Source organism: Hyphomicrobium album, assembly GCF_009708035.1.
GTDB classification, from domain to species: domain Bacteria; phylum Pseudomonadota; class Alphaproteobacteria; order Rhizobiales; family Hyphomicrobiaceae; genus Hyphomicrobium_A; species Hyphomicrobium_A album.
On record NZ_WMBQ01000001.1, the window covers coordinates 912,311 to 926,849 of the forward strand.

General features: G+C 64.3%; 11 protein-coding genes. 4 read left to right on the top strand and 7 right to left on the bottom strand.

The annotated features are described in order from the left end of the window. Window positions 1-96 precede the first annotated feature (96 nt). Window positions 97-1,686, top strand: coding sequence for a diguanylate cyclase domain-containing protein (locus GIW81_RS04480; protein WP_154738117.1), 1,590 nt, complete (start codon window positions 97-99; stop codon window positions 1,684-1,686). A gap of 10 nt (window positions 1,687-1,696) precedes the next feature. Here GIW81_RS04480 and GIW81_RS04485 read toward each other — a convergent pair whose 3' ends face one another. Beyond that, window positions 1,697-2,284 carry a glutathione S-transferase N-terminal domain-containing protein gene (locus tag GIW81_RS04485; protein WP_154738118.1) on the bottom strand — a complete coding sequence of 196 codons (588 nt, stop codon included), beginning with the start codon at window positions 2,282-2,284 and terminating at the stop codon, window positions 1,697-1,699. A gap of 98 nt (window positions 2,285-2,382) precedes the next feature. Further along, complete coding sequence (locus GIW81_RS04490; protein ID WP_154738119.1) at window positions 2,383-2,562, bottom strand: hypothetical protein; 180 nt, start codon at window positions 2,560-2,562, stop codon at window positions 2,383-2,385. A gap of 217 nt (window positions 2,563-2,779) precedes the next feature. Here GIW81_RS04490 and GIW81_RS04495 point away from each other — a divergent pair, with 217 nt between their 5' ends. Then, complete coding sequence (locus tag GIW81_RS04495; protein WP_154738120.1) at window positions 2,780-3,424, top strand: CAP domain-containing protein; 645 nt, start codon at window positions 2,780-2,782, stop codon at window positions 3,422-3,424. A gap of 68 nt (window positions 3,425-3,492) precedes the next feature. Here the strand turns inward: GIW81_RS04495 and GIW81_RS04500 are convergent, their stop codons facing one another. Beyond that, window positions 3,493-6,978, bottom strand: a complete 3,486-nt coding sequence (locus GIW81_RS04500; protein ID WP_195930377.1) for a mechanosensitive ion channel domain-containing protein — start codon at window positions 6,976-6,978, stop codon at window positions 3,493-3,495. Window positions 6,979-7,705: 727 nt separating this feature from the next. On the opposite strand from GIW81_RS04500, the gene GIW81_RS04505 reads away from it, so the two are divergent. Both GIW81_RS04505 and GIW81_RS04510 read left to right on the top strand, forming a co-directional pair. After that, complete coding sequence (locus GIW81_RS04505) at window positions 7,706-8,758, top strand: patatin-like phospholipase family protein (protein WP_154738122.1); 1,053 nt, start codon at window positions 7,706-7,708, stop codon at window positions 8,756-8,758. A gap of 140 nt (window positions 8,759-8,898) precedes the next feature. Further along, window positions 8,899-9,261, top strand: coding sequence for a hypothetical protein (locus tag GIW81_RS04510; protein WP_154738123.1), 363 nt, complete (start codon window positions 8,899-8,901; stop codon window positions 9,259-9,261). 105 nt (window positions 9,262-9,366) lie between these two features. On the opposite strand, the gene GIW81_RS04515 is transcribed toward GIW81_RS04510, so the two are convergent. From GIW81_RS04515 to parC, 4 genes are all read right to left on the bottom strand, one after another. Then, on the bottom strand, window positions 9,367-9,987 hold the full coding sequence (locus tag GIW81_RS04515; protein ID WP_154738124.1) for a hypothetical protein: 621 nt from the start codon (window positions 9,985-9,987) through the stop codon (window positions 9,367-9,369). A 215-nt stretch (window positions 9,988-10,202) separates the two neighbouring features. Continuing rightward, window positions 10,203-10,640 carry a type II toxin-antitoxin system mRNA interferase toxin, RelE/StbE family gene (locus GIW81_RS18970; protein WP_229309075.1) on the bottom strand — a complete coding sequence of 146 codons (438 nt, stop codon included), beginning with the start codon at window positions 10,638-10,640 and terminating at the stop codon, window positions 10,203-10,205. 242 nt (window positions 10,641-10,882) lie between these two features. Then, on the bottom strand, window positions 10,883-12,085 hold the full coding sequence (locus GIW81_RS04525) for a hypothetical protein (RefSeq protein ID WP_154738126.1): 1,203 nt from the start codon (window positions 12,083-12,085) through the stop codon (window positions 10,883-10,885). 151 nt (window positions 12,086-12,236) lie between these two features. After that, window positions 12,237-14,492: a DNA topoisomerase IV subunit A gene (parC, locus tag GIW81_RS04530; RefSeq protein ID WP_154738127.1), complete on the bottom strand. Its 2,256-nt coding sequence runs from the start codon at window positions 14,490-14,492 to the stop codon at window positions 12,237-12,239. Between the last annotated feature and the right edge of the window lie 47 nt (window positions 14,493-14,539).

Sequence of the window (14,539 nt, forward strand, 5' to 3'; positions counted from 1 at the left end):
TCGATACACTTTAATATAGAATTCACGGGCGGAGATACGTCGCTTGTAAAAATATAGGCTGTACACAAACTGGATGGTGGGTTCCCGGACGCACAAATGCCGCTCATAAAACTCTTCCGGCGCTACGAAATCGAGGTGGCTTTCGTATTCGCCATCCTCGTGCTGCTAGGAGCCGGGTTGAGCTCTTACCGGGCGCTCGAATCCGCCAAGGGCAGCGTCGGATGGGTGCGTCACACCTACCAGGTGATCGGCAGCATCGACGACCTTTCGGAATCTCTGGCGCTCATGCATTCGAGCGGTCGCAGCTATGTCCTCACCGGCGACGACCGCTATAGAAGGCTCAACCGCGACGCCGTCACGGACTTCACGCGAGCCAATCTGCAGCTTATCGACCTGACGCGGGACAATCCTGAACAAGCCGCGCAAATGCCTGAGATAAAGCGGTTGATCGACCTCATCTCGCAGCGGTCCGAGACCGTCATCACAGCGCGCGCCAACTACGGCGCCGACCGCGCGATCGACCTTCTCCGGGCAGGCGAAGGCGCCCGCGCGCTCGAGGCTTTCCGCCAGCTCGCGACGACTATGAAGGACGCCGAACTTCGCCTTCTCGAGCAGCGCGAGGAGCAGGCCAGCCAGGACTTCCTGACGACGCAAAACGCTCTCGCCGCGGCCACCATTCTCGCCCTCATCCTCACCGCCTCCGCTGGGCTCGGCACGGTGCGCGACATTCGCCGGCGCAAGACGGCGGAAGCTGAGCTGTTCCTCGAGAAGGAGCGCGCGCAGGTCACCCTCGCGTCGATCGGCGATGGCGTCATGCGCGCCGACGCTACCGGCAACGTCACCTTTCTCAATCGCGCGGGGACACTGCTCACCGGCTGGCCGGAGGACGAGGCGGTGGGCAAACCTCTCGGCGACGTGTTCACGGTTATCGACGCGACGACGCGCACGCCGATCTCGCAACGCATGCAGGTTGCCATCACCCAGGGGGCGGTGGCGCCGCTACCCGAGACGGCGCTGCTTGTCCGCCGTGACGGCAGAGAGGTTCCGATCGAGGATACCGTCGCTCCGATCCGCGACAGAGAGGGTAAGTTCACCGGCGCCGTGAACGTCTTCCGCGACGTCAGCGAAGCGCGCGAGGCGTCCCGCCGGCTCCGTCACGTCGCCCACCACGATCCGCTGACCGGCCTGCCCAATCGCGTGCTGCTCGACGACCGGATGGGCCGCGCCGTCGCCGTCGCCGACCGTCACTCGAGTAAGGTGGCGCTGCTCTATCTCGACCTCGACGGCTTCAAGCTCATCAACGACACGCGCGGACACGCCGTGGGCGACGAGCTTCTGAAGTCCGTCACCACCCGCTTGCTCGCCTGCGTGCGCGAATGCGATACGGTCAGCCGCATGGGCGGCGACGAGTTCGTCATCCTGTTGACCGCGGTGAACCAGCCGGAAGACGCGGCAATCACCGCCAACCGCGTGCTGCGCAGCCTATCCATGCCACATGCCATCGACGGCGCCGAGCTAGCCGTCACCGCCAGCATCGGCATCAGCGTCTTCCCCGACGATGCACGCACTCCGGCCGAGCTGTTGAGCAATGCCGACGCCGCCATGTACGAGGCGAAGACGAGCGGCCCGGCAAAATACGTCTTCTATCCGGCCCCGGCGGTCGATCCCGAGCAGCGCCGCGCCTAGACGGTGAGGCTCAGGCGAGCCCCTCGTGCGTAAGCGCCAGCTTGACGGCCGGGCGCTCGCGCATGCGCGCACTGAAGGCGGCGAGGTTGTCAGGTACGGCGAGCTGCATCTTCGCCGCCCACATCAGCATCACGAACAGGTAGTCATCCGCCACCGTCGGCTGCGCTCCGAACAGGTACGGACCCTCGAACTTCGCAGCGACGTGCTTCAGCTTTTTCTCGACCGTCGCGCCGGCCTGCTTCTTCTCCGCGTCGGTCGATTGCGGGACGAACAGCGGGTGAAACGGCTTGTGCACCTCGCTGCCGATGAACGCCAGCATCTCGATGAGCCGGTGGCGACCGAGGGGCCCCCTGGGTACCGGCGCCGGGTTCTGGTCGGCGATGTAGGTCAGGATCGCGACATTCTCGGTCAGCACCTCGCCGTCGTCGAACTGCAGCGCCGGCACCGAGCCCTTCGGGTTGATCTCGGTGTACGAACGGCCGTCCTCCAGCTTGTGGGTCTTGAGGTCTACCTGCGCCAGATCGAACGTCATCCCGGCTTCGTGCAGGGCGATATGGTCGGCGAGGCTGCAGGCACCGGGGGAATAGTAGAGTTTCATGCGCGGGCACTCCTCGGCTCGGGCGAGCTAAACGCGCCATGCCCCACAACGTATCCCGCGACTGCAAATTAGGGCTGCTGGTCACTTAAAGTGGCGTTTCAACCGCTCGGCTCGATGGCCGTGTCGTGCGTGCCGGCCCGACCGCCGAACGTCTCGGAGGTGATCGACTTCGGGCCGAAGGAGATGAGCGCGAGCGTGGTGAGCACAATGATCGTCACCATCATCTTGGAGAACAGGGTGCCTGCGGGAACTTGCGGCGACTGGCCGGGGTAAGTCATGGCTTCCTCCACAAACCAACTGCCCGCCAAGCTTATGGGCTGACGGCGACCCTGCCAAGATCGCGCCGATCACGCAGCGGCCGCGCGAGAGCGAAAAGCGCTGCAGCCGGCGCGCCCACGGGAGATGCCCCCAAACGGCGCCAATCTTGCCCAGACGAGCGCACATTCAGCAGCAAGATGATTTGCTGCCAACGAAGCGATTCGAGGGAACGGAATAGTGAGACGTGCCGCGGGCCACGCCCAGCGAACCGGCTTGATCTGGCGCCGTGTTGCCCGTGCCTTCGGGCTACTGGGCTTGGCCATGCTGCCGCCGCTCGCCGCGCTCGCCCAGGAGCGCACCAGCGCCTGGCAGACACAAACGATCCCCGAGGCGACCGTGCCGGCGCCGACGCCGGCCGCGGCCCCCGCCGTTCACGTCCCACCCGCCGCGCCGCCGAAGCAACTGACCGCACTCGAACGGCAGGCCGTGCAGACAATCGAGATCACCAACGCCTTCCGCCGCCGCAACGGCCTGCCGGAATTCAAGGAGGACCCGGTCTGCTCGGCGGCGGCCGTCGACCACGCGCAGGACATGGCGCGGCGCAGCTATTTCGATCACTTCGGCCCCGGCGGCACGTCGCCCACCAGCCGCTACAACCGCCGCAACACCGCGGGGCAGCGCGTAATCCGCGTGACCGAGAACATCGCCCGCGGTAACGGCACCACGCCCGAAAGCGCGCTGCGGATGTGGCTCGACTCCTCTGGGCACCGCAAGCATCTGGTCGGCAGGGAGATGAACCACATCGGCGTCGGCGTCGCCAACGGCTCGTGCTTCTTCGGCCCCTGCACCTACTTCGTCCAGTGCTTCTCGCGCTGGCCGTGACCCCTTAAAGATCGCTATATCTACACGCAGTGGGCGCCGCGTAGTACGCAACGTCGGCGGTCGGCCCGTTACGACATCGCGATCTGCCGCTCACGCAGGGCGCGCTCGATGGCGACGTGAAGATCGTTGATGACGGTCGAGCGGTGGGTGAGTTGCAGAACGAACGCGCGGACCTCGAACTCGAGCCCGGATGCGCCGAAGCCGACGAAGAACACGCTGGGGGCGGGCGCGTCGAGAACCTGAGGCGTTGCTTTTACGGCTTCCAGGATCGACATCTGTGCGCGCACCGTGTCCGTACCGTACGCAATGCCGATCTTCAGGGTCACGCGCGTGATGCTGTCCGTCAGCGTCCAGTTGATGACCTTCTCGGTGATGAGAGACTTGTTGGGGATGATGATCTCGCGGTTCTCGCCGTCGGTCATGCTGGTGGCGCGGATATGAATGCGCGAGACCGTGCCGGTGAGATCGCCGATCGTCACCGTGTCGCCGACGCGAACCGGACGCTCGAAGAGGATGATGAGGCCGGAGATAAAGTTGGCGACGATTTCCTGCAGGCCGAAGCCGACGCCGACGCCGAGCGCCGCCACGATCCACTGCACCTGGCTCCAGTCGAAACCGATGCTCTGGAAGGCGATGACCAAGCCGGCGATGGCGATCAGGTAGCGGCTGACGGCACTGATCGCATAGCGCGTGCCAGCCTCGATGCGCAGGCGGTGAAGCGCGGTGATCTCCAGCAGGCCTGGCAGGTTGCGCGCGGCAATAAAGGTGATGACGATGGTCGCCAGCGCCACCATGACGTTGGAAACCGTGACCGGGACGGTACGCGTCGCGCCGTCGGCCATAATCACCTGCTGCCAGAGCTGGACGTCGAGCAGCGCCAGCGACGGAAGTGCCTCGCGCCAGAAGAAATAGAGCGCGGTGGCGAGAAGCAGGAACACCGAGAGCCGCACCAGCTGGCGTGACTGATCGCTGATCGATGCGATGTCGACCTCGGGCTCCTCGACCGCTGGAGGCGGCGGCTCGCCCGTCGCGGCCTTTGCTTCGGCAATTGCCTGAGCCCGCGCCTTCTCGCGCCGCTCGACCGCTCGCTTGGTCTCGAGCCGCCGGCGCGCCACCAGAACCTCGCGCATGGCGACGCTGTAGACGAGAAACGCGCCGACGATAATGGCCACCGAAAGCAGCAGCCCGTCGCGGAGCTGCGAGGCGCCGTCGTAGTAGCCCCACAGCGCGAGGCCGGCGATGGCGAGCGGCAGTAGCGAGAGAAGCGCGTGCCAGATCACGCGTGTCATCCACAACGGATGCGTCGGCGTCAGGCGGTCGGCGATGATGCCGCGCCGTGGGTCGATCACCCGGGCGATGTAGAGCGATACCGCGATACCGCCGGCGAGAAACGCGAAGCGCCCGAGGCCGTCGCGCAGGCTCTGCAGGCTGCTGGCGTTGATCATGCCGAGGATGAAGGCGATCGGCGTGATGACGTACTTCAGCCAGATGGTGTTCTGGTACAGCGTGGCACGCGCCCGCTCGCTCCAGCCGAAGTGCGTCGAGAACAACCCGTTCTGCATAGAGATGAACTGGATCAGCCGCAGAAACATCAGGAGGGAGGCGACGGCCAGTAGTCCGACGCCGACGCCGACCGCGAAGTCGGCCGCGAGCGGCGGTTGCACGAGCAGCCAGCCAGCATAGCCGAACAGAAGGGGCGTCTTGATCGCCAGCAGCGCCGAGATGAGCAGCGCCTCTGGCGTGCGCAGGTAATTGTCGGTCGAGTAGCGGCCGACGGCCTCCGCTATCCGCGCAAGGCGTGCGGTGAGGCGGCGGGAGAATACGACCAGCGCGCCGAAGGCGAACAGCACGATCGCGGTTGGTATGGGCCGATCGACGGCGCGCGCGAAAAGCGTCTGCCCCGTGACCTTCCAGGCTTCGAGATCGGCGATCCAGCCGAAGCTGGCGCGCACCTGGTCGAGCCAGCCGATACCGATCGATCCCGAGCTCGGCAGCCACAGCAGGCGGCTGTTAAGCAGCGCCCGCAGCTGCGTCGTCTGATTGAGGAGGTCGCGCTCGGCGCCGTTCTGCTCGGCGAGCTGGGCTATTCGCGTCACCAGCGCATCGTGCAGTTGCACGTAGAGATCGCGGCGCGCGGCGACGAGCTTCTCCAGCGCCGGACGCACATGGTCTGGCACGGCCTTCTGCTCGGCGCGCTTGACGTGCGCCGCCAGCACGCGGTCGGCCATGCCGCCGGTGTCGGACATAGCGCGGCGCGCGTCCTCGGCCTGGAGACGCTGCAGACGAGCATCGACGATGGCCTGGTCGCGGTCGGCGATGCGCCGCTGCAGCCGCGCCGTGTCGGGGAGCTGCGCGCGCATCGCCCTCAGCAGCTCGCTGAACTCGCCGCCGATGCTGCCGATCTCGAGAACCTGTTGTGCGGAGACCTTGCTGTCGCGTACGCGCGCCAAATCCGCCTGGATCTCGGCGAGCCGCGACTTGCCTTCATCGAGCGCCCGCGTTGCATCGGCGCCCCGCTCGCGAATGACGTCGGTGTCCTTCACGTAGGCTTCGAGCAACGGGTGCTGCGCGGAAAGGCGCTTTGCCTCGCGGTCGGCGTCGGCCTGGCGCTTTGCCGCCTCCGCCTCCTTCAGCCTGTTGACGTGCGCCGCCACGATCGGGATGCGCTTTGAAAGCTTGTCGAACTTGGCGGCCGCAAGGTCACGCCGCGCCGTGGTCGACGCCTGCCGGGCCGGCAGCGCGATCAGCTCCTGCTCGAGCAGGTTGAGCTTGGCCGCGCGTGCGCGCCGCTCCGCCGTCACCGCAGCGCGCCGCGCGTCGACGACTACGGGATTGCTATCGCCCGCCTGGGCCTCGTCGGGATTTTCCAGCGCATCGAGCGCCTGCTTCTCGACCGTCTGCTCCTCGCGCGCCGCAGTCGCCCGCGTCGCCATCTCGCGCAGGCGCCCCTCGAGCTGGTCGAGATCCGCTTTAGTCGTCGCCGCCGCGCTGTTCGAGGCATCGAGCGCCTGCTGGGCCTCGCCGAGCGGCAGCTTGTCGACGCGCTTGGCGAATTCTTCCTCGCCCGGCTCCTTACGCAGTGCCTCGAGCTGCTGCTTGGCCTCGGTGATACGTTCCGGCGACTTCTGAGCGGATTCCTGGAAGCGCTTGGCGGATGCGGCGCTCGCCGACGCCGCCTCGAGATGCCCAAGCGCGGTGCGCAGGAGTGCAAGCGCCTGATCGCGGATGTCCGGCGCGACGTCGGTTCGCGCCTCGAACTCCTTGATGCGGGACTTCATGCGCTCGATGGAGCGGTCGGCGGCTTCGGCCGGTTCGTCGCCACCCGGGGCCGGTGCGGCGCCAGGCGCCGGAACGGCCGCCTTCGCCGCCGGATCTGTCTGGGCCGGTCCCGGTGCCTGCGCGGGCGGCGCCGCTTTTTCCTCCGGCGTCGCGGCCTTTGCTGCGGGAGCCACGGTCTTCGGCGCTGCCGGTGCCTGCGCGTAACCCGCCACGGGCATCGCCAACAGAGCAAGCAGGAACGCGGTGCGTCCCAGTTTCAAACGGGGGAATGTCATCATGGCGCCCGAGGTAGCCGCATAGCTGGAGGCAATTAAGGCGCCGCAGCCTACTTCTGGCGAAGCACCCTGTTATCACTACCTTTTTCTACTTTTGGGCTTTTATGCGGCATACGATCGGCGGCGGATCTCCTACCTCCCCGCGGATCGCCCGCGCGGCTCGCCTAAATTGCTGGCCCGAAGCTGTACGACCGCGGGATCGACTTCGGCGCTAGCCCCGCTGAAGCACAGAGATCGGGACGGCGGAGCAGTACAGAGCGGAAGTGCAATCAGGCGCGTTTGCCGCATCGGCCGCAGGAGTACCAGTGCGGTGTGCCGCCAATCTCGACGTTGCCGTTATAGAAATGCCAAAGGTGACCTTTCAGCCAACAGATCCATTTGCCAAAACGCATGACACGCATCCCCCAGGATGTGATCGCTCGCTCATCGCGCGAACGCATGAATTCTAGCGCCGGACCCGTCGCCACCGTTGTCATAGAGCGCTCGATGAATTGGCCAGGCGTGCTGCCAATGTGCGCCGCACCAATTACCCATCGAAGGAAAAAGGTGTTGCTTGCACGCCGAAAGCAGCAGCAGCTTTGTTGGTAAAGGCCGGGCGACCAACTGGACGAAAAACCTTAGGTGGGTCGCAATCTCGAACAACGAGTTTGGAGAAGAGATCGAAGCCAGCCTCATCCGAGCGTGAGCCAGCGTGCCCGGCGATAGCAGCACAGGCCGACAATCCGATATGCCTGCTGATCCCTTCGCAGTCCCGCGCGGAAGCGACCGCCAGCCGGTTCTGGTGGACTTCGCCTTGCAAGGCGGTGGCGCGCACGGCGCCTTCACCTGGGGCGTGCTCGATAGGCTGCTGCAGGAACCGTGGCTGCACATCGACGCGATATCCGGCACGTCCGCCGGCGCCATGAACGCTGTCGTGCTCGCCCATGGTCTCCGCGAAGGCGGCGTGGCCGGTGCGCGCCGCGCCCTGGAGCAATTCTGGCAACGGATTTCGCGCGCCGCGCAGTTCAGCCCGGTGCAGCGCGGCCCCTTCGACATCCTGATGGGCAACTGGAGCCTCGATAACTCGCTGTCTTACCTGGCTACGGATCTGATGGCTCGGGTCTTGTCGCCTTACGACCTCTATCCGACCGCGGCCAACCCACTGCGGGACATCCTGCTCGAGCAAGTGGACTTTGGGCGCTTGGCGCAGGCGCCCGTCAGGCTGTTCATCACCGCGACCAACGTGCGTACCGGCCAGGGTCGTGTCTTTCGCAACGACGCGATCACCGCCGATGTTCTGCTCGCCTCCGCCTGCCTCCCCCAGATGTTTCGCGCCGTCGAGATCGACGGCGAGCCCTATTGGGACGGCGGCTTTGCCGGCAATCCGACCATCACCCCGCTGGTGCGTGAAAGCCAGTCGCACGACACGATCCTCGTGCAAATCAATCCTGTAGAACGCCCCGACGCGCCGCGTTCGGCGCGCGAGATCGCCAACCGCGTCAACGAGGTCTCGTTCAACGCGGTTCTCCTGAAAGAGCTGCGGATGATCGCGATGTTGCGCCAAGTCGCCGATCCGGGAACATCCGAAGGGGCGCGGTGGGCGCAGATGCGCATCCACCGCATCGCCTGTTCCGAAATGGCCGACTTCGGCTCGTCCTCGAAGATGAATGCCGAGTGGGCTTTTCTCGTCGTGCTGCGCGACCTTGGAAATCGATCGGCCGAAGCCTTCCTCGATGCGCACGGCGCCGATGTCGGACAGCGCTCCTCCTATGACGTCGACGGCCTGCTGCTGGGCGTGTGACACCCGTGCCGCGCCGCCGAGCGGCGATATGCACATCACCGTCAACGTCGTTATGGACGCTCGTCGTGAACGGCCATTGACATCCCCTTGGCGTGCAATATCGCTAGCCGCGTTGAACGTCGAAATGGGGGAGACGGGAAATGACACGTGTGACAGCCGCGATTGCGGCAGCGATATTCGGAACGGTGTTGGCAATCGGCATGTCCGGCGTAGGCGGCGCCAGCGCGGAAGAGGACAAGCACTGGTACTTCGACGTCGTGAACGAATCGAACGACACCGTGCTCGAATTCCGCACGCAGGAAGACGGCGAGTGGAGCGAGAACTGGATCGAAAAGCGCATCGAGCCGGGCGACACGATCAAGCTCGACTTCGAGACGGACGAAGGCAAGTGCGAGGTGCGCACGCAGATCCATCTGGCCGACGGCGGCTACTTCGATGCGCCGGTCGACTACTGCAAGGCCAAGACGCTCGTCATTCAGCCGGGCACCTTGCTCTGGAAGTAGCGGTCTCGCACCGCTAAGCGAAAAGCGCTGCGCGACAAACCGGCGGGCCGCCAGCGATGGCGGCCCATGCTCGGCTGCTCGAGCGCCTGGCGGGGCAGAGCGAAATCACTGGAAGCGGCTCGAGCCGACTTTGCCCTGGCGGAAGGCCTGCAGCCATTCGTGGATGTCGGTCGTTCCCGGCTGGCGGGCGTGCATGGTGTCGACGCGGCGACCGTCGATCGACACCTCGACCACCGACGCCGTGATGCCGAGTGGCGCAGAAATGAAGCTCACCGCCTGCTGCGTGCGCTGCAGAAGCCGGCGCCGCTCGTATTCACGCGCGTAGTCGAGATCGGGCAGCGGCGAATTGCCGGCAGGCGCTGCTTGCCGGCGCTCATACGGCGGCTCCTTGAACAGCTTTGCGGCGCGGTGGGCGGCGTAGGATTCGGCCAGGAAGCGGTCGAACCCGTAGTGCGTCTCATCGACGTCCCAAATCGCCTTCGCCGTGATCAGCAGCGCGATGTCGAAGATGATCGAGCCTTGCCGGCGCCCGACATCGAGGATCTTGAACCCTTCCCCGCGGTCGTCGACGCGCTCGGGCACCTTGCCGCCGGTGAAGTAGTGCGCGTGCGCGCCGAGCAATATCTGCGCGCCACCGATGACCTGCTTGGAGCCTGCGGTGCCGATGCCGTGGTGGCTGGCGGCGTCGAGCCCGTCGTAGCGGAGCGAGAGGATGTGTTTTGTCATGCCCCTCAGATCGCTTGATTCTTTCTTGTGGCTCAAGCGTACTTTTCGCTTGCGTGCTTTCACGCGAATTAGATTCGCCGCCGCTTGTCGCTCCCTCGCCACTCTGGCGCAGGCGCATCGCAATAGATGCAAGTGCCTCTACGAACACCACGAGCAACCTCTCCGGGACGGCTGTAAGTGACCGCTGAGCATGTCGGCGGAAGCGACGGATTGGTTCAATCGCCCGCAATGAGCGACTTCAGCAGGGCTGTGCTGTCGGCAAAGTCCTTCAGCCCGCCGCGCCTTGCTTCCTCGATGGCTTCGACGGTGGTGATGGCGGGCACCAGCGGCTTGAACGGCACGGCCTTCTCCGTGGCAAAGCGCGCCAACATCAAGCGGAAGACATCGTGCACGAGGCGTATGAGTTCCAACGTATGCGCGTCGGGCTTCCGGTAGATCAGCACCAGCTCCGGGCCGACGTGGCAATCCCGGCAGTCTTCGAAGATGCCGCTGAGCGGGTGATCGTGACAGTGGGCCGGAAGGGGTAGATCCGCCGCGAGCCTGTCGATGACGCCGAGGAGCGGCGTATCGAGGCGATGATCGCCTGCCTCCTTCTTTACGCGTTCGAAATCACTACGGAATTGAAGGGTCGGCTTGATTGTCCGAAATTCCAAGGGTTGGGCCATAGGTACCGACTGACGCGCTCTGTGGGTGACGGCTTAATCCCCGCAACCGGCTGGTTTTGGCCCCGCGTTCGGCCCTAGAGAGATGCAAATGCGCCATTGCAGGAAATGTCTGCAACGGGTCACAAGCGGCAATCAGGTTCAGAGCGCGTCGTGAGCTCTAGCCGTCTCCCGCTCAATTGCGCCTAAAACGCCGGGCCGAAGCTGTTCGAGCGCGCATACCCACCGTGACACTATTCGTCGCAAGGAGGCCGTCGCAAATGCGACCCCGGAACGCTACATACTTCCTGCCAATATGAAGCGCTTGTTTCATTACGCTCAAGCACAAACTTCGCATCTCCGGATGACGCTAAGTCTGTAATAATTTGAAGGGCCTCCCACATTAGAGCAAAACGATCGGAGCGGGCTCTAACTTCCAAGTGCGCCGGCGATTTGTCTTCGACCGTCATCCTCTTGAGCAGCCGATACTTAGCGTACTTAATGTCCCGCTCGGATATGCCGAGACGCTCTAAAGATTGCTTTTGGCCGTCCTTTATCGCGAGCTCGATAGCCTCCCGCGTTTTGATGTCGCGAGCCGCATTCACAACCTCTTCTCCGATTAGCGCATTTATGGCGATCTCGGCTCTCGCAGAGGCCAAATCGCGTTGCTGAACTGCTTCTTGGCGTTGCCCCCACACCCAAAATGCAAATGCGAGCAACGGGGCGAGATAGAATGTCAACTTCACGGGTTCTGCGTTATTGCCCATCCAAAACATTAGGCCGCGCAGCGGGCTCTCGTCTGGCGACATATTAAAGTGGTGAATGGGCTTGCTGGCGGTCAAAAGTTCCACCCAATTGTCCTGCATGTATTTATCATCGGGACTACCCTGCATATTTACGAAATAACCGCTATGGCCAAAGGGGGAAAACCGATTGCGAAAATTCTCGCTCGTCATCCCCGAAAATCCTACGCGGCCTGCCATTCCGGTGAACAGGACGAAGAACTGGCTAAGAAGCAGCACGGCATCTTGAGTGCCACAATCGTTGATTACACGCGAAACGCGCGAGCCGATCAAGCGCGCCCAATTGAACCCACTGCGCAATACGCTCCCGGACAGGATTACCGTATGTGTAGGTATTCTTTCATGTTCACTCAACCCCCAAAGGGCCCAGCCAATGACGTGCGTTCCGAAACTGTGGCCAACAAGATCGATTCTTAGCCATTCACGGGAGCGGCACAGAGCTCGAATCTCTTCTCTGAACCTTCGGACAACTAACCACCGCGTCGGGGGGACTAGAAATGCCAAAATTGAAAAATACCCCAACTTGTAGTGACAAAATGCTATGTGATCCACGTCTCCGCTCGACCTTACGAGTCCTTCCAGGCGCTCCTGCCACTTTCCAAAGGTGCGAATTCCGTGCACGGTGATAATGAGATGTGATTTATTGGAGCTCATTCGAGCGTCCTTTTGCCCGTACGAATGAAAAGCCAATATTTGCGTCAAATCCAATTTCGTGGGAGCCGTAGAACGGCACTTCTTTCGATAAGCATCGGAAATCTGCTTGTTAGCAATAACTACGCAATCGTTTGGTTCGCGAAGCGTACAACTAAAACGCCGGCCCGAACGAGTTGCTCCGCGGAAATCCCTTCGGCACCAGGCGCCCTGACTGCGCCCGCGCGCCCACCCACTCCTTGAGCTCGCTCCAGCTCAGCGTGAACGTGCGCCCGGCGCTGTCGGTCCACGTCAGGCCGTCGGCCTTCTTGAACACGCGCGCATCGGCCAGCGCGCCCTCTTTCGACTTCTGCAGGATGACGCCCTTGCCGCGCGTCATCTCGTTGATCTCCTCGAGCTTGAAGATCAGCATCTTGCGATTGTCGCCCAGGATCGCCACGTGGTCGGCGCCCACCGGCACCGGCACGATGAGCTTGGCCTCCTCCGGCTCCGTCACGTTCAACACCTGCTTGCCCTTGCGCGTCGAGGCGACGACCTCGTCCTCCGGCACGATGAAGCCGTAGCCGCCGGTCGAGGCGATCAGCAGCTTGCGTCCCGGCTGGTAGGGGAAGGCGTCGGAAATGTCGTGGTTCTCCTCCAGGTCGATCATCAGCCGCACCGGCTCGCCGTGGCCGCGGCCGCCCGGGAGCAGCGAGGCTTCGAGCGTGAACACCTTGCCGTTGGTGGCGAGCAGCAGCAGCTTGTCGGTGGTCGAGGCCTTGATGGCCCGCTTGAGCTTGTCGCCCTGCTTGAACTCGAGCTTCGTCAGGTCGTCGACGTGGCCCTTCAGCGCCCGCACCCAGCCCTTGTCGGACAGGACGATGGTGATCGGCTCCTTCTCGATCAGCGCCGCGTCGAGATCGACGTCGATCGTCGGCGCGTCGGCGAACGAGGTGCGGCGCCGGCCGAGCGGCGTCGACTTGGAATAGGTCTCGCGCACCTGCTTCACTTCCGACGCGATGCGCTCCCACTGCAGCTCGTCCGACTTCAGGAGCTGCTGCAGCTCGCGCCGTTCCTTCGAAAGCTTGTCGTGCTCGGCGCGGATCTCGACCTCTTCGAGCTTCGACAGGCTCTTCAAGCGCAGGTTCAGGATGGCGTCGGCCTGCACCTCGGTGAGCTTGAAGCGGGTGATCAGCTTCGCCTTCGGGTCGTCCTCGAAGCGGACGATGCGGATCACCTCGTCGATGTTGAGGTAGGCGACGAGGTAGCCGTCGAGCACTTCCAGGCGGTGCTCGATCTTCCGCAGCCGGAACTGCGAACGCTTCACCAGCACGTCGACGCGGTGCTCCAGCCACTGGCGCAGCACGTCGCGCAGGCCGAGCACGTTGGGGACCTGCCCCGCCGACAGCACGTTCATGTTGAGGCCGAAGCGCAGCTCCAGCTCGGTCGAACGGAACATGCTCTCCATCAGCAGCAGCGGATCGACCGTGCGGCTCTTCGGCTCGAGGATGAGGCGGATCTCCTCGGCGCTCTCGTCGCGCACGTCGCCGAGCAGCGGCAGCTTCTTCTCCGTCATCAGCTCGGCGATGCGCTCGACGAGCTTCGCCTTCTGCACCTGGTAGGGCACCTCGGTGACGACGATCTGGTAGGTGCCGCGCCCCGTCTCCTCCTTCTCCCACTTGGCGCGCAGGCGGAAGCCGCCGCGGCCGGTCTTGTAGGCTTCGAGGATGCTGTCACGCGGCTCGACCAGCACGCCGCCAGTCGGGAAGTCGGGGCCGGGGATCATCTCGACCAGCTTCTCGACCGTCGCGTTCGGATGCTTGATGAGATGCAAGAGCCCGGCGCACAGCTCGTCGGCGTTGTGCGGGGGAATGTTCGTCGCCATGCCGACGGCGATGCCGGACGAGCCGTTGGCGAGCAGGTTGGGAAACGCCGCCGGCAGCACCGCCGGCTCCTGCACGCGCCCGTCGTAGTTGGGGCGGAAGTCGACGCACTCCTCGTCGATGCCTTCCAAGAGCGCCGCCGCCACCGCGGTCATGCGCGCTTCGGTGTAGCGCTCGGCGGCCGGGTTATCGCCGTCGATGTTGCCGAAGTTGCCCTGGCCGTCGACCAGCGGGTAGCGGACGGCGAAATCCTGGGCGAGGCGGGCCAGCGCGTCGTAGATCGCCTGGTTCCCGTGCGGGTGGTAGTCGCCCATCACCTCGCCGACGATCTTGGCGCACTTCAAAAACCCGCCGTTCGGGTCGAGGCGCAATTCGCGCATGGCGTAGACGATGCGCCGGTGCACCGGCTTCAGGCCGTCGCGCACGTCGGGCAGCGCCCGGTGCATGATGGTGGTCAGCGCGTACGCGAGGTAGCGCTCCTCCAGGGCATCCCTGAGGTTGATTGGCTCGATGCCGTCGGGGCCGGGCAGAATCGGTTTGTCGCTCATAGGGCATGGGCTAGCGCGCGGCCGCTCGGGCGGCAAGCCTTAGGTTG

What these genes read in the sequence shown, in the direction of transcription:
- GIW81_RS04480 (WP_154738117.1), top strand. Translation starts at nt 97, where the DNA reads ATGCCGCTCATAAAACTCTTCCGGCGCTACGAAATCGAGGTGGCTTTC.
- GIW81_RS04485 (WP_154738118.1), bottom strand. Translation starts at nt 2,284, where the DNA reads ATGAAACTCTACTATTCCCCCGGTGCCTGCAGCCTCGCCGACCATATC.
- GIW81_RS04490 (WP_154738119.1), bottom strand. Translation starts at nt 2,562, where the DNA reads ATGACTTACCCCGGCCAGTCGCCGCAAGTTCCCGCAGGCACCCTGTTC.
- GIW81_RS04500 (WP_195930377.1), bottom strand. Translation starts at nt 6,978, where the DNA reads ATGACATTCCCCCGTTTGAAACTGGGACGCACCGCGTTCCTGCTTGCT.
- GIW81_RS04505 (WP_154738122.1), top strand. Translation starts at nt 7,706, where the DNA reads ATGCCTGCTGATCCCTTCGCAGTCCCGCGCGGAAGCGACCGCCAGCCG.
- GIW81_RS04510 (WP_154738123.1), top strand. Translation starts at nt 8,899, where the DNA reads ATGACACGTGTGACAGCCGCGATTGCGGCAGCGATATTCGGAACGGTG.
- GIW81_RS04515 (WP_154738124.1), bottom strand. Translation starts at nt 9,987, where the DNA reads ATGACAAAACACATCCTCTCGCTCCGCTACGACGGGCTCGACGCCGCC.
- GIW81_RS04525 (WP_154738126.1), bottom strand. Translation starts at nt 12,085, where the DNA reads ATGAGCTCCAATAAATCACATCTCATTATCACCGTGCACGGAATTCGC.
- parC (WP_154738127.1), bottom strand. Translation starts at nt 14,492, where the DNA reads ATGAGCGACAAACCGATTCTGCCCGGCCCCGACGGCATCGAGCCAATC.